The organism is Hymenobacter nitidus (assembly GCF_020447315.1).
Lineage (GTDB): Bacteria > Bacteroidota > Bacteroidia > Cytophagales > Hymenobacteraceae > Hymenobacter > Hymenobacter nitidus.
Genome location: NZ_JAJADQ010000003.1, coordinates 45994 through 68453, shown reverse-complemented (window position 1 = coordinate 68453; position 22460 = coordinate 45994). Strand labels below are relative to the sequence as shown.

Annotated in this window: 20 protein-coding genes and 1 tRNA gene; 8 read left to right on the top strand and 13 right to left on the bottom strand. The window is 62.8% G+C overall.

The window, feature by feature from the left end; translation table 11 throughout:
* Positions 1 to 7: 7 nt before the first annotated feature.
* Positions 8 to 802 carry a hypothetical protein gene (locus LGH70_RS06540; protein WP_226183860.1) on the top strand — a complete coding sequence of 265 codons (795 nt, stop codon included), beginning with the start codon at positions 8 to 10 and terminating at the stop codon, positions 800 to 802.
* Positions 803 to 889: 87 nt separating this feature from the next.
* Here LGH70_RS06540 and LGH70_RS06535 read toward each other — a convergent pair whose 3' ends face one another.
* Complete coding sequence (locus LGH70_RS06535) at positions 890 to 1297, bottom strand: hypothetical protein (RefSeq protein ID WP_226183858.1); 408 nt, start codon at positions 1295 to 1297, stop codon at positions 890 to 892.
* Positions 1298 to 1422: 125 nt separating this feature from the next.
* Positions 1423 to 1950, bottom strand: coding sequence for a hypothetical protein (locus LGH70_RS06530; protein ID WP_226183856.1), 528 nt, complete (start codon positions 1948 to 1950; stop codon positions 1423 to 1425).
* Positions 1951 to 2266: 316 nt separating this feature from the next.
* Between LGH70_RS06530 and LGH70_RS06525 the strand changes: the two genes are divergently transcribed.
* The gene (locus LGH70_RS06525) at positions 2267 to 2458 is read left to right on the top strand and encodes a hypothetical protein (protein WP_226183854.1); all 192 of its coding nucleotides are present in this window, start codon (positions 2267 to 2269) and stop codon (positions 2456 to 2458) included.
* A gap of 40 nt (positions 2459 to 2498) precedes the next feature.
* On the opposite strand, the gene LGH70_RS06520 is transcribed toward LGH70_RS06525, so the two are convergent.
* From LGH70_RS06520 to LGH70_RS06495, 6 genes are all read right to left on the bottom strand, one after another.
* On the bottom strand, positions 2499 to 3965 hold the full coding sequence (locus LGH70_RS06520) for a class I SAM-dependent DNA methyltransferase (protein WP_226183853.1): 1467 nt from the start codon (positions 3963 to 3965) through the stop codon (positions 2499 to 2501).
* Between the two features lie 264 nt (positions 3966 to 4229).
* Positions 4230 to 4766 carry a hypothetical protein gene (locus LGH70_RS06515; protein WP_226183851.1) on the bottom strand — a complete coding sequence of 179 codons (537 nt, stop codon included), beginning with the start codon at positions 4764 to 4766 and terminating at the stop codon, positions 4230 to 4232.
* A 24-nt stretch (positions 4767 to 4790) separates the two neighbouring features.
* Complete coding sequence (locus LGH70_RS06510; protein WP_226183849.1) at positions 4791 to 6353, bottom strand: restriction endonuclease subunit S; 1563 nt, start codon at positions 6351 to 6353, stop codon at positions 4791 to 4793.
* 17 nt (positions 6354 to 6370) lie between these two features.
* The gene (locus LGH70_RS06505) at positions 6371 to 9214 is read right to left on the bottom strand and encodes a type I restriction endonuclease subunit R (protein WP_226183846.1); all 2844 of its coding nucleotides are present in this window, start codon (positions 9212 to 9214) and stop codon (positions 6371 to 6373) included.
* A 292-nt stretch (positions 9215 to 9506) separates the two neighbouring features.
* Positions 9507 to 10265 (bottom strand): sterol desaturase family protein, encoded by a 759-nt coding sequence (locus LGH70_RS06500; RefSeq protein ID WP_226183844.1) that lies wholly within the window; start codon positions 10263 to 10265, stop codon positions 9507 to 9509.
* Positions 10266 to 10551: 286 nt separating this feature from the next.
* Positions 10552 to 11967, bottom strand: coding sequence for a D-alanyl-D-alanine carboxypeptidase (locus LGH70_RS06495; protein ID WP_226183842.1), 1416 nt, complete (start codon positions 11965 to 11967; stop codon positions 10552 to 10554).
* A gap of 307 nt (positions 11968 to 12274) precedes the next feature.
* Here LGH70_RS06495 and LGH70_RS06490 point away from each other — a divergent pair, with 307 nt between their 5' ends.
* The 3 genes from LGH70_RS06490 to LGH70_RS06480 all read left to right on the top strand — a co-directional run bounded on the left by LGH70_RS06490 (position 12275) and on the right by LGH70_RS06480 (position 14846).
* A complete protein-coding gene (locus LGH70_RS06490; protein WP_226183840.1) occupies positions 12275 to 12898 on the top strand; it encodes a hypothetical protein in 624 nt (207 codons plus the stop codon).
* Between the two features lie 140 nt (positions 12899 to 13038).
* Positions 13039 to 13812 (top strand): DUF2490 domain-containing protein, encoded by a 774-nt coding sequence (locus tag LGH70_RS06485; RefSeq protein ID WP_226183838.1) that lies wholly within the window; start codon positions 13039 to 13041, stop codon positions 13810 to 13812.
* Between the two features lie 170 nt (positions 13813 to 13982).
* Complete coding sequence (locus tag LGH70_RS06480) at positions 13983 to 14846, top strand: sulfurtransferase (RefSeq protein ID WP_226183836.1); 864 nt, start codon at positions 13983 to 13985, stop codon at positions 14844 to 14846.
* Positions 14847 to 15104: 258 nt separating this feature from the next.
* Here LGH70_RS06480 and LGH70_RS06475 read toward each other — a convergent pair whose 3' ends face one another.
* Positions 15105 to 15647 carry an MOSC domain-containing protein gene (locus LGH70_RS06475; RefSeq protein WP_226183834.1) on the bottom strand — a complete coding sequence of 181 codons (543 nt, stop codon included), beginning with the start codon at positions 15645 to 15647 and terminating at the stop codon, positions 15105 to 15107.
* A gap of 180 nt (positions 15648 to 15827) precedes the next feature.
* Between LGH70_RS06475 and LGH70_RS06470 the strand changes: the two genes are divergently transcribed.
* Positions 15828 to 17384: a hypothetical protein gene (locus LGH70_RS06470; RefSeq protein WP_226183832.1), complete on the top strand. Its 1557-nt coding sequence runs from the start codon at positions 15828 to 15830 to the stop codon at positions 17382 to 17384.
* Positions 17385 to 17461: 77 nt separating this feature from the next.
* Here LGH70_RS06470 and LGH70_RS06465 read toward each other — a convergent pair whose 3' ends face one another.
* Complete coding sequence (locus LGH70_RS06465) at positions 17462 to 18169, bottom strand: VIT1/CCC1 transporter family protein (protein ID WP_226184695.1); 708 nt, start codon at positions 18167 to 18169, stop codon at positions 17462 to 17464.
* Between the two features lie 178 nt (positions 18170 to 18347).
* On the opposite strand from LGH70_RS06465, the gene LGH70_RS06460 reads away from it, so the two are divergent.
* Positions 18348 to 19028, top strand: a complete 681-nt coding sequence (locus LGH70_RS06460) for a Dps family protein (RefSeq protein WP_226183830.1) — start codon at positions 18348 to 18350, stop codon at positions 19026 to 19028.
* 318 nt (positions 19029 to 19346) lie between these two features.
* Positions 19347 to 19428: transfer RNA gene (locus LGH70_RS06455), tRNA-Leu, on the top strand.
* Positions 19429 to 19502: 74 nt separating this feature from the next.
* Here the strand turns inward: LGH70_RS06455 and LGH70_RS06450 are convergent.
* Genes LGH70_RS06450 through LGH70_RS06440 form a run of 3 tightly spaced genes read right to left on the bottom strand, consistent with a single transcriptional unit; the run spans position 19503 to position 22354 of the window.
* Positions 19503 to 21056 carry an NFACT RNA binding domain-containing protein gene (locus LGH70_RS06450; RefSeq protein WP_226183827.1) on the bottom strand — a complete coding sequence of 518 codons (1554 nt, stop codon included), beginning with the start codon at positions 21054 to 21056 and terminating at the stop codon, positions 19503 to 19505.
* A gap of 27 nt (positions 21057 to 21083) precedes the next feature.
* Complete coding sequence (locus LGH70_RS06445) at positions 21084 to 21581, bottom strand: hypothetical protein (protein ID WP_226183825.1); 498 nt, start codon at positions 21579 to 21581, stop codon at positions 21084 to 21086.
* 5 nt (positions 21582 to 21586) lie between these two features.
* Complete coding sequence (locus LGH70_RS06440; protein WP_226183822.1) at positions 21587 to 22354, bottom strand: MBL fold metallo-hydrolase; 768 nt, start codon at positions 22352 to 22354, stop codon at positions 21587 to 21589.
* Positions 22355 to 22460: the final 106 nt, after the last annotated feature.

Here is a 22460-nt window from a genome sequence, read left to right as displayed (position 1 = left end):
GGCCCTGATGAGACGTTTGCTTTGTATCGTGCTGCTGCTGGCGGCCCCCGCGCTGCTGTATGGGAAGACCACGCCGAAGGCCATTGAGCAGGAGCTGGTGCGGGACGTGAAGCGCCTGCGCTACTGGGCCGACTACGACGGGGCCGACGCCCGCCTCAGCCCCGAGGACTCCCTGACCCGGGCCAACGAGCGGCTGCGCCGCCACCTGCTGTATTATACCACCACCGAGCCCGCCACCCTGAGCTACGCCTTCGCCGTTCTGCAGCAGGAGGGCATGACCATCACGACGGCCCCCGACGGGCGCCTGCGCATCTATTCCTGGGACACCCAGACGGGCGGCACCATGCACTACTTCGACAACGTGGTGCAGTTCCGGGCCGGGGCGCGGGTGGGGGCCCGGCGCCTGACGACCCCGCTGCCCGGTGCCAACCCCGACGCGGGGCATTCCTACTTCGACATCTTTACGGTGCAGCGCGGTGCCCAGACTTTCTACCTGGCCTACGGGCAGGCCATCTACTCCACCCACGACTGCTACCAGCAGGTGCGGGCCTTCACCATCGAGAATGGGCAGCTGAACGCCGACGCGAAACTCATCCGGACCCAGTCGGGGCTGCGCAACACGCTGGGCTTCAGCTTCGACTTCTTCTCGGTAGTCGACCGCCCCGAGCGGCCCGTGCGCCTGATCAGCTACGAAGCCCGGGCCCGGGTGCTGGCCATTCCGGTGGTGTGGTCCGATGGCAAGGTAACGGACCGGCGCATCCGCTACGCCTTCAACGGGACGGTGTTCGTGAAGCAGCTGTAGGGGGTGGGACCCGGCTAAAAAATAAAGCCCCTTCCCTGTTCGGGAAGAGGCTTGTCACAATAGGCTATAATGCTAGAATGGGGTGGGCTACAGCTGGGCTTTGCGGGCCGTGACGGCGGCAATAAAGCCATCCAGCACCACGATGTCGGAGGTGATACCGTCGCGGTCCAGCTCTTTTTCGAGCAGCGCCGTTACGCCGTAGTTTTCTACCCGGCCGGTCAGGTTGTTGGCCCGCGTCTCGTAGCGGTTGAGCATGTTCTGGTTGCGGCGCTTGTCGTCGCCGTCGGCCAGGGCAGCCACGACCGGCGTGAGGCCCGCAATCAGGGCCTGGGTAGAAGCCAGCTCGGCTTCGGCGCTGCTGGCGTCGTCCCAGTTGTCGAGCTGGTAGTTGAGGTTGTTGAGCCGGTTCACCAGTCCGGTTCGTTCGCGCTGCTTGGTGGCCAGGAGCACATCGCACTGGGCCGGAGTGGTGAGAAGGTTGACGGAAAACGCCATAAGAGGTAATAAAAGAATAGGTTACTAATGTGCCGCCTGCTTCCGCAAAGCCGCTATCTCAATGATAGTGATATTTATATATTTATGGGTAGTACGTTGAAAATATTTCAATGGTAAATAGCGGGTTACGCGGCTCCCAGGAGCCGGGCCAGCTCGGCGGCTTCGGCTTCCAGAGCTACCAGCCGGGCCCGCAGCAACGCCTGGGCCGTGCTGCCGCTACGGGCCAGCTCGGTGTGGGCGCCTGCCTCAAAATCGGCTAGCCACGTCGGCGCGGGCGTGTTGCCCGGCGCTAGTACGGCCCGCAGGGTGGGCAGGGCCGCCAGCCGCCGCCGGGCCCACAGCGCCCGCTCGGGCAGGCGGCTCAGCTCAAAGGCCAGCTGCACGGCCCGGTACTCACAGGCGCGCTGCTGTTTGAGCAGAGCTGCCGCGTCGAGGGGCTCGGCGGTGGGTTCTTTGTCAGTGGTCGTTTGGTAAGCCAGCGTGAGGGCAGCCTGGGGTAGGGTAGCGGAGAGTGGCAGGCCCCGCAGGCCCCGCTCGACCTGGGAAATCATTTCCCGGCTCAAGCCCAGGCATTGCCCGAGCATGGGCTGGGATAGGTTGAACCAAGCTCGCAGGCGGGGTAAGAGGCCACTGGTAACAACAGGAGATGCCATAAAAATAAACTATTTGCTTCCGGATTCTGGAATGCTTATATAAACGGAAGCAAATGCAAAGTCGTTTTGCTTCCGGTTTTCATAGTAGACTAAAATCCGGAAGCAAAGTGCTGTGCTTGGTAGAGCAAGCTTAGGCCCGAGTAAGCGGCGGCCAGTGGGTGAAGCGGGCGAACTAAGCCAGCTTTGAAAGGCATCGGTGCAAACGAACCTCAAAAAATAACGGCAACAATTTCAACCCTTTGCTTTTTCAAGACCCTATAATAGTTGAGGGACTGGTAAAGACCGGCCTGATTTTACCTACTACATAATTACTATCATGCAGAACACCCAAGCAGAATTAACCGCAGTACAAGCCGCCGGAGCATGGCGGGATTTTATTGCCGAAGAATTTGCCAACGACCCTGAGGGCTTTCGAGAATTGCTCGCGCTGGCCGAGCAAGAACTGGAGGAAGCTATAGCAAAACGGGGCCGATATATTGATGCCCTGCTAGTCGAGACCGAGGTATAGAATGAAAGAGGCCGATGCTGTAGCATCGGCCTCTTTCATTCTATACCTCTTCTGTTTCCAGTTCTTCGGCGATGCTGCTGAACTGGGCCAGGGCGGCTTGCAGGTTCTCCAGAATTTCCTGGGCCAGGATGTCGGGGGCGGGGAGGGAGGCGCTGTCTTCCAGCGTTTCGTCCTTGAGCCAGAAGATGTCCAGGTTCACCTTGTCGCGGGCTAGCAGCTCGTCGTAGGTGAAGGACTTGAACCGCTCGGTTTCTACCCGCTTGCTGATTTCGCCGGGCTTTCCGTAGCACTGCACGAAGTCGTCGAGGTGGGGGCGGCTGAGGGGATTGGTCTTGAGGGTGAAGTGCTGGTTGGTGCGCAGGTCGTACACCCACAGCTGGTTGGTGCGGGCCGTTTCGCCGCCGGTTTTCTTGGTAAAGAAGAGCACGTTGGCCTTCACGCCCTGGGCGTAAAAAATGCCGGTGGGCAGGCGCAGCAGGGTGTGCACGTCGCAATCCTTGAGCAGCTTGCGGCGGATGGTTTCGCCGGCCCCGCCCTCAAACAGCACGTTATCGGGCAGCACGACGGCCCCGGTGCCGTTCACCTTCAGGATGGTGTAGATGTGCTGGAGGAAGTTGAGCTGCTTGTTGCTGGTGGTAGCCACGAAGTCGGTGCGCTCGTAGCTGAGGGCGTCCCGGGAGGTCTGGCCTTCCTCGCTCATCACCGTGATGCTGCTCTTCTTGCCGAAGGGCGGGTTGGCCAGGATGAGGTCGAACCGCTCGCCGGAGTCGGAGGCCAGGGAGTCCTGATTGCGGACGGGGCTTTCGAGGCCGCCCACGCCGTGCAGATACAGGTTCATGGCCGCCAGGCGCACCACGGAGTCCACGATGTCGAAGCCGTAGAAGGTCTCGTGGCGCAGGGCGCGCTTCTGGTCCCGGTCCATTTCGCCCTCGTAATGGTGCACGAGGTAGTCGCGGGCCACGAGCAGGAAGCCGGCCGTGCCGCAGGCGGGGTCGCAGATGGTCTGGCCGGGGCGGGGTGCTACTACATCCACCATGGCCTGAATGAGGGGGCGGGGCGTGAAGTACTGTCCCGCGCCGCCCTTCACGTCCTCGGCGTTTTTCTGGAGCAGGCCCTCGTAAATCTCACCCTTCACGTCGAACGACATGCCCGACCAGTTTTCCTTATCGATGAGGGCAATGAGGTGGCGCAGGCGGGCCGGGTTCTGAATCTTGTTCTGGGCCTTCTTGAAGATGACGCCCAGCATGCCGGGTTGCTTGCCCAAGTCGGTGAGCAGGTGGCGGTACTGCACCTCCAGCGCGTCGCCTTCGAGGTGGCGCAACGAGGCCCAGTCCTGGCCGGCGGGCACGGCGGGGGCGTTGGGGGAGCCGGCCTGCTCGTCGGCCATCTTAAGGAAGAGCAGGAAGGTGATTTGCTCGACGTAGTCGCCGTAGCCCACGCCGTCGTCGCGCAGCACGGTAGCGTAGTTCCAGACGCGCTGGACGAGTTGAGAAGCCTGGATGTTCATGAAGGGAGGGGTACTGGTACTGGTAAGTCGAAAGGGGAAAAGAACGTCATGCTGAGCCCCGCGAAGCATCTCGCGTGCTGACGTTGTACTACTAACTACTGTCATGCTGAGCTTGTCGAAGCATCTCTCCCGCAGTAGTAATCAGATTACCATTGCACGCGAGATTCCTCGCGGGCTCGGAATGACGTTCTTATTTGTTTGCAACGAAGCGGTAGAGATGCTTCGGCAAGCTCAGCATGACCGTTTTGGGGCAGGGGAGTTGGGCTATTTCCAGTCCGACCACTTAAAGCGACGCAGGTTTTCGGCCAGGGCCGGGGCATTGGCCGCACGCACCTGGTCGCCGCCGACCCAGAAGTAGCGCTTGCTGCTGAGCATGCCGCCGGGGCTGTCCTTCTCGAAACTGGTGGGCGTCACCTCATCGAGCACGAACACGCGGTGGGGCTTGCGGTGGTTGTCGTTGGTAGGGGGGAAGCAGGCGTGCAGGCGCTGCCGGGCGTCGGCAATCAGCTGGCGGTTGGAGTAGTGGGCGGGGTCCTCGTTGTTCCAGCGCACCACCTCGGTGCCTTCGGCCAGCGGGTTCACATCGACCACGCCCTTAATGCGGGCCACGCGCTGCACCGACTTGTTCCAGTACATGCCCAGATACTGGCTGCGCTTGTGCGAATAGGCCCCACCCTTGGCCGGGCAGGCATACACGGCATTAGCCTCCTGCTGGGAATGAAAAGCGCCGCAGTTGACGACGTCGAGCTGGTCGAACCAGTTGGTCCGGTTGATCTTCTTGTTTTTGGTGGTAGTGGCCATCGTTGAGCAAAGAATAAGTGGAGGTTATAGATCAATGGATAGCTGCTCGTCGGCGGCCTTGGCTTTACGCCCGCGCTTGGCTTTGGCGGCGGGCTGGGCGGCGGGTGCATCTTGCAGGCGGGCCAGCAACGCGGCGGCGGGCTCATCGGCGGCATCCTGGGGCACGAGCCGGCCAGTAAAGGCGCGGTGCAGGATGCTCTGGCGCAGCCGCTCAGCGCGGATTAGCTCGGCGGCGAGAGTGAGTTCCAGGGAGTCTAAGACGGAGAAGAGCCGTTCAACTTCTGAGACAATTTGCTCTTGCTCCGGGATAGGGGGAAGGGGCACCGCAAATGCTTGAAGTTTTGTGCCGTTAACATTAGCCTGTCCCACTTGCTGGGTTACTACAGATTTAACCCAACTCTTGCCATACAGTGAGTTAAGTGTATAAGCAAGCAAATCTGAGTTTGCGGATTTGTTAAGCTGAACCCGAATCAAATAAGAGGCGAAGGAGGCTTTTGCAGGTATACCCTTGTAAACCGCGCTTTTTCCAACTAGCTCTGCGCTGTTTGTTCTGTTGAACAACAAGTCGCCTGATTCTAGAAGTAGCTCAGGAAATTCTGAGTGTTGCTGAGGTAAGTATTTAAAATTATCGGTCTTAAGCTTTCCCTCGACAATGTTTCCCATCCTATACACAGGAATGCCAGTATCATCTTCATTGGTTTTCGCTGAAGAGCCATACTGTACGTTTGTCGCTAATTCAGCAACAGATGCCCATACCCACCCCTGCGGCAACTCCGGCAGCTCGGAGGTATCAGGGGCGGCGGGCTCCTCGTATTTCTTTTTCCAGGCGTCGCCGAGTGAGAGCTGACCGCCGCGCTTGGAGAGCTGGGCGGCTTCCCACTGGGCCCGGCGCTCCGCGCGGATGCGCTCCAACAGGGCCGCGCCCGATTCGGCGGGCTCGGGGTGGGTGGCGCGCCAGGCGCGGGTCAGCTCGCCGGTCACGGCCGCGTGCAGCACCGATTGGCGGTAGCGCTTCAGCTGGGCCTGGGTCTGGCGCAGGGTAGCCACGCCCGCATCCAGGCGGCTGAACAGCTCCTCCAGCTTCACCACGATGCGGCGCTGCTCGGGGAGGGGCGGTAGCGCAATACTAGCCCGCTTAAGAAAGTCGGTTGGAACCCTTTTCTGACCGGCTGAGCCAGTCATGTTGTGCTGAGCTTCGTTGCGAAACGCTTGGCTTACCAAGCGGTAGAAAACGTATTTGGCTTCAATACCTTCTACTAAGCGGACTACGTGAAACTCTGTAGAGCCGTAACCGATACCATTAGTAAGGTCATTAACTACGGCCACCTTACCATTCTCCATGCAGGGAGTGATTTTGGCAAATATGATGTCGCCGTCGATAAACTGAGTATATCCTTTCTTAACCTCTAGCAGTGGACGCTCAGTCGAGGTGTCAACTTTGCCTGATTCCTCTTCCACGCACTGCATTGGAATAAAGCTGACTAATGCAGTATCCTCAAGTTGATGAGCTGTTCTGGGGTTGATTTGAGCAATGGATTCAAGGGATACAACTTCCCAACCCTTCGGCAATTCCTGATTTTCCTGCATTCTATTGATTCAGCCGATTAAGCGGCGAGTACTTCGTTTAATTCTTTCACCACCGGGAGCAGCTCGTCGCCGAACAGGGCACGGGCGCGGCCGAAGCCGCCGTGGTCCTCGAAGGGGGCGTAGCCGAAGTCTTCGGTTTCCACGGTGAGGGAGGTGGTAATGTGGTCCTTCATCATGTCGAGCCACTGGCGCTGGGGCTCCGTGAACAGACGGCCTGCCAGCTGCTGCTGGTGCAGCCACTGCTGGTAGCGCTGCTCCACGGTCAGGGCAAAGGGCTCCAGCACGTCGGTGTGCTCCAGGGCAAACTGCACCAGGTTGATGAGGTTGGTGAGCAGGTTTTTGCTGCCGGTGCTGCTGGCGCTGCTGCGCACCCGGGCCTTATCGAGGCGCTCGTAGGCGTCCCAGAGGTGGGCGGGCGTCAGGTCGGGGCTTTCCAGCTTCAGGGCCTCGGCCAGGTCCCGGAGCTGGCGGTGGGTCAGCTCGCGGCGGCGCCAGGGCTGGTTGTGCAGCACCTGCAAGGCCAGGATTTCGGCGTTGTGCGCCTCGATAAAGGCGCGGAACTTATCGACCTTCTGCCGGGCCAGCTTCTCGGCGGCCTGCTCGGGCGAAAACCGCTCCCCAAACGCCGACACCAGCACCTCGTCGGGGCTGAGGTGGTCGATGACCAGGTCTTTCTGAGCGTGGAGCTTTTCCAGGATGCTGCGCAGCTCGGGGTTGTCGAAGGGCGCTACGGCGGCCGTGGTCAGCTGTTCTTCGGCCTGGCGGAAAAACTCCGGGGCGGGCTCCACCGGCATTTCCTCGCCATCGGGGCCGAGGGTAAACAGCGGCTCCCCGGCCGCGGCGGCCAGCTGGGCGGCCACGGCTTCCACCTTCACCGGGTCCACGGCGTCGTAGAGGCCGCTGGCCAGCTCCTGCACGGTAGCCCCGCTGGCCTGCTGGCTGACCAGGGCCTGCTCGGCGGGCCGGAGCTGCTGGTGCAGGCGGGCCAGGCGCTTGGCCAGGCTTCCGAGGTGCTCGGGGTCGGTGTTGCCGTAGGATACGGCCTTGAGCAGGTCCTTAAAGCTGAGGCCCTTGATTCGCTCGGTGGTGGCGGCGTCCTTTTTCTCGGAGTGGGTCACGCCCACGGCATCCACCAGCACGAAGTGGGTTTTGGCCGTAGCATCCTCCGTCACGTTTTGTAGGTCACTGGTACTGATGATGCGGGTGCCGCGGCCCTTCATCTGGTCGAAGTAGACGCGGCTGCGCACGTCGCGCAGGAATAGCAGGCACTCTAGGGGCCGGATGTCGGTGCCGGTCGAAATCATGTCGACCGTCACGGCCACGCGGGGCTCGAAGGAGTTGCGGAAGCGCTTGATCAGGTCGTCGGCCTTCTCGCCGGTGGTGCCGTAGGTTATCTTCTTGCAGAAGTCGTTGCCCTTGCCGAATTCCTCGCGCACGATGTCCACGATACGGTCGGCGTGGTCGTCGCTCTTGGCGAAAATCAAGGTTTTGGGCACGATGCTGCGGCCGGGAAACAGCCGGGTAAACAGCACGTCGCGAAACTCCCGGATGACGGCCCGGATCTGGTTCGGGTTCGTGACGGAGCGGTCGAGCTGGGTGGCGGCGTAGGGCAGGTCGTCGTCGAGGGCTTCCCAGCGCTTCTTGCGGGTGAGGCGCTCCACATGCTGCACCGGCAGGCCCTTTTCCACCACGGAGCCCTGCTGCGACACCACGGTGCTGATCAGGTAAATGTCGGAGCCCACGTTGACGCCATCCACCACGGCGCGCTCGTGGCTGTACTCCATTACCAGGTTGCGGTTGAAGAAGCCGAAGGTCTGCTTGGCTGGCGTGGCCGTGAGGCCGATGAGGTGGGCATCGAAGTACTCCAGCACCTGCTGCCACACGTTGTAGATGGAGCGGTGGCACTCGTCAATCACCACGAAGTCGTAGGTCTCGGGCGGAATGAGGGAGTTGTAAGCCACTTCCTTGGGCCGCACCGTGGCTAGCGCGGCTTCGGCCTCGAAGCCGGAGCCTTCCTCGTTGCCGGCCTCAAACTCGGCCTCACCCCGCAGCATGGAGTACAGGCGCTGAATGGTAGTGATGGTGACCTTGCTGACCGAGTCGAGGCGGTTACTTGTCAGGTTCTGAACGTTGTAGAGGTCGGTGAACTTGCGGCCGTCGTCGGGCGTCACGTACTGCTGAAACTCGGTGAGCGTCTGCCGGCCCAGGTTGCCGCGGTCCACCAGAAACAGAATGCGCTTGGCCCCGGCAAACTTGATAAGGCGGTAAATGAACGACACCGCCGTAAAGGTCTTACCCGAGCCGGTGGCCATTTGAATCAGGGCCCGGGGCCGGTCGTGCTTAAAGGACTCCTCCAGGTTGCGGATGGCTTCTACCTGGCAGTCGCGCAGGCCGGTGGTGGCCAGCTCGGGCAGGCTTTGCAGGCGGTGGCGCAGGGTGTTGTCGCCGTCGGTGAGCCAGACGCGCAGGGTTTCGGGCCGGTGGAAGCTGAATACGTTGCGAGAGCGGGGCTGAGGGTCGCGCCAGTCGCAGAAGCGCACCTCGTCGCCGTTGGCCTCGTAGCCGAAGGGGAGCTGGTCGGCGGCCCGCTGTACAAACTTAGTGGTGCTGGTCAGGTAGCGCACCGTCTGCTCGGCCACGGCCGTGAGGGAGGTGCCTTCGGGCTTGGCCTCGATAATGCCGACCAGCTTGCGGTCCACGAACAGGGCATAGTCGGCCGGGCCCGTGCTGGTCTGAAACTCCCTAACGGCCACACCGGGCCCCATGCTTAGGTTCTGCTTACCGCTGTCGAAGATGTGCCAGCCCGCGGCTAGCAGTTGGTCGTCAATAATCTGGCGGGCGCGTTGCTCGGGGGTAAGCATAGAAGCGAAGTAGAAATAGCAGAAACCTAACTACTGCGGAGAGCAGGGTAACAAACTTACTGAACTGCGACCGGACTATTTGCTTTCATTTTGAAGTAGGTATAGCCCTTCCGGGACGCAGCAAGTGCATTGCTATTTTGAAGCCACCAACGGGCTGCAAATTTGGTGTAAGTCACCAGAGGTTAGGTAAAGGGGTAGACACTGGGTGAAGAAGACAAGCGTATGTGTTCGAGCCTACTCCGTCTTTTATTCCCTGGTAAAATCTAAGCAAGCTGCTCTATTCCCCAAGTCGTCAGGCTCCCCTCTCCTTTTTCGGAGAGGGGCCGGGGGTGAGGCTCCCGGCCGCATACGTGCCAAAGAGCCGGTCCCACAAGGACGTATAGAAGCCGAAGTTGTGGGTGTCGTGCTGGTGGTGCTGGAAGTGGAAGCCCGAGGAGCCCAGGTGCTTCAGCAGCGGGTGGTGGGCCCAGGCGGCCGGAAACGGCTCGACGCCGCAGTGGCCCAGGGCCCCAAACAGCACGTTCACCGTGAGGTAGGCTACAATGGCCACCATGCTGGCCGGGTACAGGGCCATCAGCAGCAGCCACAGGCCGCCGAAGCCCAGGGTTTCGAGCGGGTGCAGCACAAACAAATCGATGGGCTGGGGGGCGGTGTAGTGGTGGTGCAGGCCGTGCACCCAGCGGTAAAGCACCGAGTGGTGAATGACGTAGTGGAACCCGTACATCAGCAGGTCCATGCCCAGAAAAAGCACCAGAAAATCGGGCAGCACGCGCCAGGAAACGTCTTCCCGAATCCGGATAAAGCCGTGCCGCCAGAGCAGGAAGCCCAGGAAGGTAATGCCGGTATTGAGCAGCAGGGTGTAGGTGGCAAGCCGGAGTTGCTGGGCGCCGGGCGGCTGGTACAACGGCCCCAGGGCCCGGGCCCGGCCAAACCCGGCCTGAAGCACATACCCAAAGCCCACGGCCAGCAGCAGCACCAGCAGGTTCTCGGCCAGGAAAAGCGGCAGGGCCGCCTGCCAGCTGAGGGTTTTCAGAGAATCAAGCAGGGCCATAAGTAGTAGAGCCGGAAGAAAGCGGGGGAGCCGGCGAAAGATACCGGATTTCCGGGCCGCGGCTGCCCAAAGCCAAGCCGTCTGCTTCGGGGCAGCCTGGCCTGAGGCACAGGCGGGGCTGGTAAGCCAGCGGCCCGGGCCGGGGTGATGCCCTGTAGTCTTGCGTTATGAGTTGTCGTAGCCGCTTTGTTGTGCCTTGATGTGGCCCGGCTGGAGGAGTAAGCCGCCCCTCAATCGGACCAGTAGCCTACGGCTGCCAGTGCGGCACCAACCGGGGGCGGTACTGCTACAGCCGCTGCCTCACCTGGCCCAGAATCCGCTGCATCTCGTTGCGCACGGGCTGGTCGTCGCCGGGGATGCTGTTGTTGAGGAAGCTTACGGCCAGCAGCCGGCCGCTGCGGGTGCGCACGTAGCCGGCCAGGTTGCAGGTATGGGTGAGCGTGCCGGTTTTGCCCCAGAACCAGGTGCCCTGGGCGTCCTTGTAGCGGTGGCGCAGGGTGCCCTGGCCGCCGCCGCCCGCCAGCAAACTCAGCAGACGGGGCTCGGGCACTTCCTGGTGCAGCAGCACCAGCAGGGCACTCAGGGAGCGGGGCGTGACGAGGTTAAGCCGGGAGAGGCCCGAGCCATCCACCCAGGGCAGCTTGTCGGGCAGGGGCTGGAGCAGGTGGCGCTGGGCGTGACGGATTACGCGCCAGGCGCTGAGGGAGTCGCGGGGCGGCCCCAGCTTGGTGGCGCACATGAGCAGGAGCTGCTCGGCCAGGAAATTGTCGCTCACCCGCAGCATGCGCCGGTAGAGCGAGTCGGCGGGCAGGCCCGGCAGGGTCCGGATAGAATCGAGGCCGGGGCGGGGGCGCCAGGCGGTATGCACCACGGCCCGGCGCAGCGTGTCGCCGAGCAGGCGCAGCAGCAGGGTGCGGCTGGTGCGGTAAGGCACCTCATCGACCCACTTCTTGGGTGCGGGGAAGAAGGTGAAGCGGTTGTCGAGCTGGGCCCGGCTTACGTGCTGGTCGGGGTTGTGGCCCGGCAGGTCGTCGGCGGTGGCCAGGCTGGTGAGCGGGGCAAAGGGGCGGGGCAGCACCCGCACCCGCTGGGGGCTGGCCGGCAGCTTACCGCGGGCCGGCAGCGGGGCACTGGCATAGAAGCGCACCGTATTGCCGTAGAGCGGAAAAGCCGTGCGCTCGGGCTGGAAGTAATAGTTGAAGTCGTCCCAGGCCCAGCTGGGGCCATAGGGCGGCGGGGTAGCAATGCTGCAGTAGGCCAGCAGCCGTTCGGGGCGGCGGGCCAAAAAGGCGTAGGCCCGGCGCGAGGGCACGTCGCCGTGCAGAAAGGTCGGGTCGCCGGTACCCTGAAAAAACAGCGTATCGTGGCGGCTGAAGTAACGCAGGCTGGGCAGCGAGTCGCCGAGCAGGCGCAGGCCGGTATAGAAGCTAAAGAGCTTCATCACGCTGGCCGGGGTGAAGTAGCGGGCCTCGTTGAGCTCATACACCACCTCGCCCGTAGCCGCGTCGCGGATGCTCAGCCCCACCTGGTGCTGCCGCAGGGCCGGGGCGGCGGTCAGCAGCGAGTCGAGCCACGGCAGCGGGGCCGCCCCCGGCCGCAGGCTGTCGGGCGGGGCGGCGGGCTTGGAAGTATGGGCGCAGGCCAGGGGTTGGGCCGAGCTCCAGAGGAAAAGCAGCAGGAAGTAAATGGGACGTAGCAGCACAGCCCGCAAGTTAGGCAGGGAAGCTGGCTAATGGGAGAGGTGCTTTGACGGCGCGGCGCCGATGGCCGGAAAATAAGGTAGTTATAATCGGGCCGCTAGGGCAACCCGTAGCTGGTTTCTCCACCGGTCATGTACAAGCGGCGCGCAGCGGAAAGGCCGGCATGGTGCTGCTTTCCGGCTGGGCAGGGAAGTATATCGTTGTCAGCCGGGCTACAGCCGGGGCCACCGGCGTCAGCTATGCGCGGGGGCTGCCTATATTTGGAGGAGTTAATATTTTCTGCGCTTTCCCTCACCGGTCACCACTGTCATGATTATCTACGGAACCAACGGCTCGCACCGGCGCACCCAGGCCCTGCCCGGCCTTGCCTGCCCGGCCTGTGCCACCCCCGACGCGCTGCATCTGAGCGTGTTCAGCCGCTACACCCACATCTACTGGGTGCCGCTGTTTCCCTACAGCAAGCCCGTGGCGGGCCAGTGCGGGCACTGCCAGCGGGTGTGGGAGGAAAAAGAGCTGCCCGGGGAGCTGAAGCCCCTGGCCACGGCCCTGAAAAAGGAAACCAGCGCCCCGTGGTGGCAGTGGGTGGGGCTGGCCCTGCTGGCGCTGGGCATCGGGTGGGCCCTTATTGCCAACAACCAGGACGAGAAGGACAACGCCGCCTACCTGGCCGCCCCGCAGGTGGGCGACGTGTACACGGTGCGCAGCCAAGACAGCGTGGGTGCGGCCCAGTACTCGTTGCTGAAGGTGGTCAGCGCCCGGGGCAACACGGTGGAGCTGGTCACCAACGAGTACGTCACCAACGACGTGCACCCGCTCAGCCGCCTCAACGACCCGGAGAAGTACAGCCGGGTGCCTTTCTCCCTGACCTACCTCGACCTGCAGGTGATGCTCAACAAGGGTGAGCTGACCGACGTGGACCGCCTGGGCCAGTAAGCCGCGGCGGGTGGGCGGGGCCACCCGCCGGGCGGTAACCAGGGCCGGCGGGCCGCGTAGAAGCCGGTAGCCAGCCCAGGTGGTGAGAGGAGTGCCGCACTCCGGGCTTACCTTCGCGGCTTCTTCCTCACGCGTTTCGAATGAACAAAGCAGTATTTGCGGCCGGCGCCCTGCTGGCCGGGTTCCTCACCAGCCCCGTTGCCCAGGCCCAGACGCCGGGCACCTGGGGCAACTGGTATATCGGTACGGTGGTGCTGCCGGGCAGCGTGGAGAAGAAGTGGGGCGGCTACGTGGAGGTGCAGGCCCGCAGCAACCGCCTGCTGAATCAGTACTTCTACAACGAGCTGAAGGGCGGCGTGAGCTACGACCTGGACAAGAACTTCACCACGCTGCTGGGTTTCGGCCGCTACGATACCTTCGACGAGCCCGGCCCCGTGAACACGGAGAAGCGCCTGTGGCAGCAGCTGGTGCTCAACCAGTTTCTGGACCGCCTCAAGATTGAGCACCGCTACCGCGTGGAGCAGCGCTGGCTCACGTACCGGGCCGAAGACAGCACCGCCTTTCGCCAGCGTCTGCGCTACCGCCTGAACGCCTTCCTGCCCCTGAACAACAAGACCGTTACCGACCGCACCGTGTTCTTGTCGGTCTACGACGAGATATTTCTGAACCCGAAGGGGCCGGTGCTGGAGCGCAACCGTGTGTATGCCGGCCTGGGCTACCAGCTCGACCGCCACCTGAGCGCCCAGCTGGGTTGGCTGCGGCAGGACAACTACAGCCAGCCCACCCTGAAGCAGGGCCAGCTGGTGCCCCTGAGCACGTCCGTCAAAAACAACGTGGTCCTGACCCTGCAGTACCGCCTCAGCCACCGGGGCACCACGCCCCGCCCCGAAACCCTGCCCTCCCAACTCGACTAAGCAGCGGGTGGCAGATACAAAACTCTGTTTTGCGCCGCGCCCTCGCCCAGCGCTGGCCGGCAGCGGGGTAAAAAACCGACGTTGGTGCCGGCCCAACCTGCGGGGGCGTATCTTACTGCCCCGTCGGCCCTACTGACGACACGGATTGTATTTCGTTGAAGCCCCGAATTATGCAGCAGAAGTCTAACCCCACGCTTGCCCTGCTCCAGGCCCCGGAGCTGCAGCAGCGCCAGCACACCGAAAGCTTCGTGCTGCTCGATGCCCGCTCCGGTCCCGAGGCTCGGCAGCGCTACCAGGCCGGCCACCTGCCCGGCGCCCTGTTCGTGGATCTGGAGCAGGACCTGGCCCGGCCCCCGGCCGACGCAGCCCAGGGCGGGCGTCACCCGTTGCCGCCCATCACCGATTTTGCCCGCCTGCTGGGGCAGCTGGGCATCGGGCCGGCCACGACGGTGGTCGTGTACGACGATAAAAGCGGGGCCAACGCCGCAGCCCGCGTCTGGTGGATGCTGCGCAGCGCCGGCCACACGGCCGTGCAGGTATTGGATGGGGGCCTGGCTGCTGCCCAGGCTGCCGGCTTCGCCCTGACCGATACCCCGGAGCGGCCCGTGCCCGTGTCGCCGTATCCGGTGAGCTTCTGGCAGCTGCCCCTGGCCCCGACCAGTGAGGTGCAGCAGGCCTCCGCCACGGGCAAGGCCCTGATTATCGACGTGCGCGAGGCGGTGCGCTACCGCGGCGAAACCGAGCCCATCGACCTGATTGCGGGCCACATTCCCGGAGCCGTAAACGTGCCTTTCGCCGGCAATCTGGATGCGGCGGGTCACTACCTGCCGGCTCCCGAGCTGCGGGCCAAATACGAGGCCGTGCTGGCCGGCCGGCCGCCGCAGCAGGTACTAGTGCATTGCGGCTCGGGCGTAACGGCCTGCCACACCCTGCTGGCCTTCGCCCAGGCCGGCCTGGAGATACCCAAGCTCTACGTCGGCTCCTGGAGTGAATGGTCGCGCAACGACTTTCCCATGGCAATAGGGGAGAAGTGAGGGAGGGAATAAGGGTATGGGGGGTGAGGATAGATGGAGGGAGTTGAACAACCAAAGGCCGTCATGCTGAGCTTGCCGAAGCATCTCTCCCGCAGTGGTAACTCTGATTACTCCGGCAGGAGAGATACTTCGACTTTGCTCAGCATGACGGACGCTTGTAGGTAGCTCCAGTTTCACCAGCAACGGCAGCGTGCAGGATGCGTCAGGCGCAGTGGGCATGCCCGTCGTCCTGTGCTGATACCGCCCGCGCCGGGCCTGCTACTCCGCGCTATGGGCCTGGCCTTCCGCTGCCAGCACCTGCACCACGTCGCCGACGCGCAGCAGGCCGCCCTGAATGATGCGGGCCGTGAGGCCGCCGTGGCCGCGCATGGCGTTGTAGCCGCCAGGGCCCAGCTCTTCTTCCATGCGGGAGCAGGGGTGGCACTCGCCGGTTATTTCCAGCACTACCTCCTGGCCGAGCTGCACGCGCCGGTTTTTCAGGGCCAGCAGGTTCAAGCCACTCACCACCAGGTTGCGGCGCAGGCGGCCGGGATCTACGGGCGCCGCCTGGCCCAGAAAGCCGGCTACGGCCGTCAAGTGCTCGTGCTGCACCAGGGTTACCTGCCGCTTGCCACCGGCCTTTACGCGGGCATGGTCGCCGTGCAGACGGGCGTCGGTCAGCACCTCCACTTCGGGCACGCTCACCAGCGGCTCGCGGCGCACCGGCCGAATGCCGATCCACTCCACGCGGCCCAGCTGGGGCAGGGTAGCCAGCATCTGCGCAATTTTCGATTTGTCGTCGCCGAAGAAGGGGAAAGCCATAGCGGGAAAGTTGGTGGGGAAACGGTGCGGTAGGCTGCGAAAGTAACTAACTACAGAATGTTCAAGGCACTGTATAAGAGCCCAGCGCTTTTGCTTATCTATACGGGATTTTACTCGTCATCATCTACCTATTTGTTGCCTGTGGGAAAACCTTTACTCTTTATTCGCTGGGTGTTCTTAATGGTTTGTTTGCTCGGGGGCCAGCGCCTGCAGGCTTCTCATGTGCAGGCCGGGGAGCTGTATTACCGCCACCTCAGCGGCAACCAGTACCGCGTGACGCTGCGCCTCTACCGGGACTGTGCGGGCAGCGCGCTGAGCGCTATCAACCCGGAGCTGGTGTACCGCACCAGTGGGTGCAGCGGCGGCGCCACCATTCCCCTGACGCTGGTGGGCAGCTCCGTCCGGGCCGGCGACCCGTACTGCGCAGCCCTGGGCCCGCAGTGCGGCCCGGGCCAGCGCATCAATATGGAAAGCGGCGACTTTGAGGCGACGGTGCCGCTGCCGCCTGGCCAGTGGACGCTCAGCGCGGTATCGGTAGCGCGGCCGGCCATGGGCAATGTGAACAACGCCACCGGAAGTCTGTACTGCGAGGCGACGCTGGACAACCGCAACGGGCTGGGCAACACGTCGGCCACCTTTATCAGCAACTCCCTGGTGCTGCCCTTCCTGGGCTGGAACCTGCCGACCACCCTCAGCCAGCAGGCCACCGACCCCGACGGCGATTCCCTGGCCTACGAGCTGGTAGCGCCTTTAGTCGGCTGCAATGAGCCCCTGACCTATAAGTCGTTCAGCAGCACAATCATCGTCGACCCGGCCGACCCGACCTGCTTCACGGCCGTGCCCACTACGCCCTACTCGCCGACGTTTCCGCTGCTGTCCTTCAACGTAACCGGCTCCTGCCCGCTGCGGCAGGTGCAGCCCTACTTCCGCTTCAACCCGCTCAACGGAGCTATTTCCTGCCAGCCGGCCTTGTACAACCCAGGCGTGAACAGCCCGGAAAACAAGTACGCCGTAGCAGTGAAGGTGTCCGAGTATCGGCGCAGCACCGGCAGCAACGGGCAGCCCGTCATCACGCTGGTGGGCACCATTCGGCGGGAACTGCTGCTGATAGTCGTAGACCCCGGCACCAACCAGAATCCGACGCTGCGGCCCGTAGTCATCAATGGCAGCCTCACCCAGCCGGCCAGCGCCGTAATTCCCGCGCGGCCCGGCCAGCTGGTGAGCGTGCGCCTGACCGGCACCGATGCTAATACGAACCAGATCCTGACCATGAGCAGCAACGCCGAGCAACTGCTGCCCAACTCGGAGTTCACCCCGGCCGCGCCCGGCTTCAGCCCCACGGTGCAGATCGACTGGCTGCCCCCGGCTACCCTGGCTCCCGGCCTGTACTACTGCACCGTTACCACCACCGACAGCAACTGCCCCATCAAGGGCGTAAATACCCAGACGCTGACCTTCCGGGTAAGTGCCCCTACGCTGGCCACGCAGGTAGCCCGGCAGGTTACTGCGCTGAGCGCCGTGCCCACGCCGTTTCAGAGCCAGGTGAGCTTCACGCTGGCCCGCCCCGGCGTGCAGACGGTCGTGGTATTCGACCAGCTGGGCCGGCAGGTAACGACGCTGCAGAGCCAGCCTACGGGCCAGGTGCAGTGGCGCCCGGCGGCCGGCGTGCCCGCCGGCCTCTACCTGGCCCGCACCGCCGACGGCCGCCAAGTGGCCCGCCTGCTGCGCACCGAGTAAGCTGCTGGTGCGAAGTAAAGTACGAAAAAGCCGTGGCCGGTCAGGTCACGGCTTTTTTCATGGCCTTCCGCGCGGCTTTACTCACTGAACTGCCGGGCCACCAGGAAGGCCGCCCCAGCGGCCAAGGCCCCGATGCCGGCCATTTTCAGGGCCCCGGCGACGGGCGGCTGGCCCGTCAGGCGGCTTTTCAGGTAGCCGAAAAGAAACAGGCATACCAGCGTAATAACGGCCGACCAAAGCAGGCCTTCGGTAGGCGTAGCAGTGAAAAAGTAGGCACTCAGCGGAATGAGTCCTCCCACGGCGTAGGCCAGGCTGATGGTGGCGGCGCTTTTGGGGGCCTGGCGCGGGTCGGGCTTTTCCAGGCCCAGCTCATACTTCATCATGAACTTCACCCACTGCTCGGGGTCGGCCGTGAGTTCCCGCACGGCCAGCTCCCGGGTGGCCTCCGACAAGCCGATTTCGGCCAGCAGGTCGCGCACCTCGGCCCGCTCCACTTCCGGTACTTCCCGCACCTCCCGATGCTCGCGGGCCACCTCGGCCTCGTAGTGCTCTACCTCGGTGCGGCCGGCCAGGTAGCCGCCCAGGCCCATGGCAATAGAGCCCGCCACGATTTCGGCCAGCCCCGCCGTAATCACCAGCGCCGACGACGACACAGCCCCGCTCAGGCCGGCGGCCAGCGCGAAAGGTACCGTCAGGCCGTCGGAAAGACCGATAACGATGTCCTGCAGCATGGCCGAGCTGGTCAGGTGGTCTTCGGGGTGCGGGTGGGCGTGGGCGGGTGGCATCATTGCTAGTACCAACTTATGGCGGGGCTTTCGGTTTGGTAAAGTAAGCCGGAACAGGCGAAAAGGCCGGCGGAAACCGGCCCGCGGGCGGCAAAACCCGGAACCTAGCGCGTCGGCGCTCGTAAAGCCTTACCGTGGCCGCCCTGGCCGCTCCCATTTTCTGCTACACTACCTACCCATGGCTACCAAAGACACCACCAAGAAACCCGCCGCGGCCAAAGCTGCGGCTCCCAAAAAAGCTTCCCCCACGGCCTCCATCGGCGCTGCCGGCAGCAACGGCCAAGCCGGCCCGAGCGTGCAGCCCGTGCTCAACCAGCAGTTTAATGCCCCGGCGCCGCTCCAGAAGTACGGCACCGTGTCACAGCGCCTGCCCATCGGGCTCGATGAAAAGACCCGCCAGGAGAGCGTGAATAACCTCAACCAGATGCTGGCCGACACCATCACCCTGCGCGACCTGTACAAAAAGCACCACTGGCAGGTGGTAGGCCCCACGTTCTACCAGCTGCACCTGCTCTACGACAAGCACTACGAGGAACAAAGCGTGCTGGTAGATACCATTGCCGAGCGCATCCAGATTCTGGGTGGCGTGGCCGTGGCCATGGCCCACGATGTGGCCGAGCTGGCCAGCATTCCGCGCCCGCCCCGCGACCGGGAGGAGGCACCCATTCAGGTGTCCCGTTTGCTGGAAGCCCACCAGATTATCCTCAAAAACTGCCATAAGTTTGCCGATCAGGCCGATGAAAGCGGCGACGACGGCACCAACGATCTGCTGATCAGCGAAGTGCTGCGCGCCAACGAAATGCAGGTGTGGTTCGTCTCCGAGCACGTAGTCGATACCCCGCTGGCCCGCGCCGAGTAAGCGCCGACTCAGCCGATACTTACAGCAAGCCTGCTGTCCGCATAGGATGGCGGGCTTACTGTTTTTACGGTATAAGGCCCGATTACGTGGGTTTTGGATTATTAAGTCGCAAAAAACTCCGAATTTTCTTTCCCGGCTTTATCCCTGATTCTTAGCCGGTCAGCAGTTGGGAGAAGGGTCGGATAGCTCTTTTTCGCAGAAAAAACAGCTGCTGACTTGCACCGCTTGGTGCAAGACCCTACTTTTGTCCCCACTTCGCCGCCTCAGCGAAGTCAGTGGCCCCGGCCGCTGCTGCGAGTACCGCTTTCTTGCCCTTTTGCGCACGTGGTGAAACTGGTAGACACGCCATCTTGAGGGGGTGGTGCCTTCGGGTGTGGGAGTTCGAATCTCCCCGCGCGCACTCCGGCTGAATCAGCCAAAAAAGCCCAACCTGCTGCAGGTTGGGCTTTTTGTTTTTAGTCATTTGGGCCTAAATCAGGCCCCGGCCCGCTCGAACGGATTAGCCGGCACGACCAGTACCACCCGCTCCCGCTCCACGACTACCTGCCCGGCCACGGCGCCCTTGCGCTTGCGCACAAACTTCTTGGGTGTCACGGTCACGGGGCAGAGCGAGTCGTTTTTGCGGCGCGAGTACCAGGCCGCCAGCTGCGCCGCCCGCTCCACCACGGGTTCGGGCGTGGTGTGGCCCGGCTTCTGTTTGATGACCACGTGGGAGCCGGTTACGTCTTTGGCGTGCAGCCACAGGTCGTCTTTGTGAGCGTAGCGCTGGGTCAGCAGGTCGTTGTTCTGGGCGTTGCGGCCCACCAGAATCGTGTAGCCGCTGTCGGTAAACACCTTGAAGGGCAGCTCGGCGGCTTCCTGGGCCTTGGTGGCGGGCAGCAAATCGTGGGTTTTGCGCCAGGTACGCAGGGCGCGCAGGTCCGTAATGGCGGCCAGCTCCTCCAGGCGCTCCAGGCACCAGAGGGCTTCGGTTTCGCGCCGCTCGATGCGCTCCTGCAGCTGCTCGGTTTCTATCTTCTGGTTTTTGGCCTTGCGGTACAGGTTCTGGGCCGTGCGCTGGGGCGTTTCCGAGGGCTTGAGCTTGATGGTGCGCGGCTGATTGTCCTGGTAAAAGTCCACGACCTCGACCTGCGCGGCCCCGGCCGGAATCTGACTGAGGTTGGCCATAATCAGGTCGGCCGTCTGGCGGTAGCCGGCCGTGTGCTCCAGGGCATAGAGGCGGGTGCGGGCCTGGCTGGCGCTGATGGTCGCTTCCTCGGCGCGCTTCTCCAGCTGCTGGCGCACCTGGCGCAGCTCGGTTTCGTAGGCCCGGCGGCCCAGCGTCAGGGGCACAAACAGGCGCAGGGCCGCCACAGCGTCGGGGGCCAGCTCCTGCTCCACGTCGCCCACGGGTAGCATTGTCAGGCGGGTTTTGTCCTCTACAGCAGCTAGGTAGAAGTGGGCTGGGTTTTCGAGCTGTGCTACCACTTCCCGCACCATGCGCTGGCGCGTGTCGGCATCGGCCGCGTCGTAGCCGTGGGCCCGCAGGTAGCGCGGCGGCACGTCGCCCAGGCCCGGGAAGCTGCGCAATGGGTTCGTGGGGTCGGGGAGGGGCTCCGGGGCCGGGGCCAGGTCGGCATCGGCGGTGTAGCGCTGGTGAAACAGCTCGGCAGGCGCCTCGGCAGCAGCCCGGAATACGGCGTTGGGCCGTGGGCCGTAGAGCTTGAACAGCAGGGAGCCGCCGCCCGTGAAGTGCAGGCGCAGCACCCGGTCGTGGGGGAACACGCTAACGTCGGCCACTTCCTGGCCCAGCAGGCTGGGCAGTAGGTCCACGGAGTTGGTGCGGGCCCGGTGGAAGGTTTCGGGCAGAGCCAGCACCGGGAAGTTGGCCGACAGCTGGGCCTTGATCCAGAATTCTTGCTCGTCTTTGAGCAGGCCAATGACCAGCTCGTCCTTTTCCTGCGAAAAGCAGGTGGCTACCCGAAAGCCGGCTAGCTGCCGGGTGAGGGCGGGGGCCAGCTGGCGCAGGAAATAATAGTTATTGTGCATGAAAATGGAGCAAATCCGCTTGCCGGGCTACTGTTGCAGCTGTAAGAGATTGATTAGCAAATGGCGGGATTTGCGCACTTCAAGCCAAAAAGGCCCCGTGAAAAGAACTAGGCCAAAGGTCAGCATGCCGAGCGGAATCAATAATTCAGCTGCAAAGATGCCGGTTGCAAGAGTCAGCCAAAATGGGCGAATTGCTGCCAAAACCACCCCCAGAAACCATACAGCACCAAAAGTGAGTACTGCTGGACGAACTCGGTGCCTCAGTATCACAATGCTGCCCTCTGCATCAGTATCTGGCTCTACCCACCCCGTAATCTGTGGCAGCCAAGAGTTCTGGTAACTTATGGTTCTGCGTAGGGTAAAGGTATTGGCCTTTACCTCTCCTCGAAATAGAGCGCTGGCCTTTGCCGCAAAAAGGGAGTGCCAAGTAAAAGGCCCGGGCAAATTAGCTTGCACCTGATCAATTACTTGGTTGGAAGGGAGGGCTGAGTAAAACTGCTCAGTAATCCAGGGAAATAGTTGCATGTAAATTACAGCGCCACTTGCAGCCCATCGTACGCCAAGCGGATATTCTGGGGCAGCGTAGCTTCCACTTCGCGGTGCCGGCCCAACTGGTGGCCGATGTGGGTGATGTAGCCCACGCGCGGGGCCAGATCGGTGAGAATATCCACGGCTTCCTGCAGGCTGAAGTGCGAAATGTGCTGCTCGTGGCGCAGGGCATTGAGCACAATCACCTCCGAGCCCCGCACCCGGGCCAACGATTCTTTCGATAGGTAGTTGGCGTCGGTGATGTAGGTGAAGTTCCCGATGCGGAAGCCCAGCACCGGCAGCTTGTAGTGCAGGGCCCGGATGGGATGCACTTCCACGCCTTCCACCCAAAAGCTGTCCGAGTCGCTGACGATGGGGAACGTAGCCACTTTGGGCACGCCCGGATACTTGTGTTCGGCAAAAATGTAGGCGTACTCGCGCTTGAGCTGCTCCAGCACCCGCGGCTCGGCGTACACGGGCATGTCCTGCTGCTGCTTGAAGTTATACGCCCGGATGTCGTCCATGCCGGCCGTATGGTCTTTGTGCTCGTGGGTAAACAGCAGCGCGTCCAAGTGGTCGATGCGGGCCCGCAGCACCTGCTGGCGGAAGTCGGGCCCCGAGTCGACAATCAGGCTTTTCCCCTGCGTTTGCACGTGCACCGACACGCGCAGGCGCTTGTCGCGGTAGTCCACGGAGCTGCATACCGGGCAGTGGCACCCTATCATGGGGACTCCCTGGGACGTACCGGTACCGAGAAAAGTAACTTGCACTTTTTCTGAAGTAGTAATCAAGAATCAAGAATTAAGAATTGCTGCTTCTCCAACCTAAATATGCATCAGATCAGCTTTGACAATTCTTAATTCTTAATTGCTAATT

Excerpts from the sequence above, each read along its gene's own strand:
- LGH70_RS06515 (WP_226183851.1), bottom strand. The coding sequence starts at position 4,766 with ATGGCCACTACCACCAAAAACAAGAAGATCAACCGGACCAACTGGTTC.
- LGH70_RS06480 (WP_226183836.1), top strand. The coding sequence starts at position 13,983 with ATGCAGCAGAAGTCTAACCCCACGCTTGCCCTGCTCCAGGCCCCGGAG.
- LGH70_RS06445 (WP_226183825.1), bottom strand. The coding sequence starts at position 21,581 with ATGCAACTATTTCCCTGGATTACTGAGCAGTTTTACTCAGCCCTCCCT.
- LGH70_RS06510 (WP_226183849.1), bottom strand. The coding sequence starts at position 6,353 with ATGCAGGAAAATCAGGAATTGCCGAAGGGTTGGGAAGTTGTATCCCTT.
- LGH70_RS06465 (WP_226184695.1), bottom strand. The coding sequence starts at position 18,169 with ATGCCACCCGCCCACGCCCACCCGCACCCCGAAGACCACCTGACCAGC.
- LGH70_RS06475 (WP_226183834.1), bottom strand. The coding sequence starts at position 15,647 with ATGGCTTTCCCCTTCTTCGGCGACGACAAATCGAAAATTGCGCAGATG.
- LGH70_RS06540 (WP_226183860.1), top strand. The coding sequence starts at position 8 with ATGAGACGTTTGCTTTGTATCGTGCTGCTGCTGGCGGCCCCCGCGCTG.
- LGH70_RS06500 (WP_226183844.1), bottom strand. The coding sequence starts at position 10,265 with ATGGCCCTGCTTGATTCTCTGAAAACCCTCAGCTGGCAGGCGGCCCTG.
- LGH70_RS06525 (WP_226183854.1), top strand. The coding sequence starts at position 2,267 with ATGCAGAACACCCAAGCAGAATTAACCGCAGTACAAGCCGCCGGAGCA.
- LGH70_RS06505 (WP_226183846.1), bottom strand. The coding sequence starts at position 9,214 with ATGCTTACCCCCGAGCAACGCGCCCGCCAGATTATTGACGACCAACTG.
- LGH70_RS06460 (WP_226183830.1), top strand. The coding sequence starts at position 18,348 with ATGGCTACCAAAGACACCACCAAGAAACCCGCCGCGGCCAAAGCTGCG.
- LGH70_RS06485 (WP_226183838.1), top strand. The coding sequence starts at position 13,039 with ATGAACAAAGCAGTATTTGCGGCCGGCGCCCTGCTGGCCGGGTTCCTC.
- LGH70_RS06450 (WP_226183827.1), bottom strand. The coding sequence starts at position 21,056 with ATGCACAATAACTATTATTTCCTGCGCCAGCTGGCCCCCGCCCTCACC.
- LGH70_RS06490 (WP_226183840.1), top strand. The coding sequence starts at position 12,275 with ATGATTATCTACGGAACCAACGGCTCGCACCGGCGCACCCAGGCCCTG.
- LGH70_RS06470 (WP_226183832.1), top strand. The coding sequence starts at position 15,828 with ATGGTTTGTTTGCTCGGGGGCCAGCGCCTGCAGGCTTCTCATGTGCAG.
- LGH70_RS06520 (WP_226183853.1), bottom strand. The coding sequence starts at position 3,965 with ATGAACATCCAGGCTTCTCAACTCGTCCAGCGCGTCTGGAACTACGCT.
- LGH70_RS06535 (WP_226183858.1), bottom strand. The coding sequence starts at position 1,297 with ATGGCGTTTTCCGTCAACCTTCTCACCACTCCGGCCCAGTGCGATGTG.
- LGH70_RS06530 (WP_226183856.1), bottom strand. The coding sequence starts at position 1,950 with ATGGCATCTCCTGTTGTTACCAGTGGCCTCTTACCCCGCCTGCGAGCT.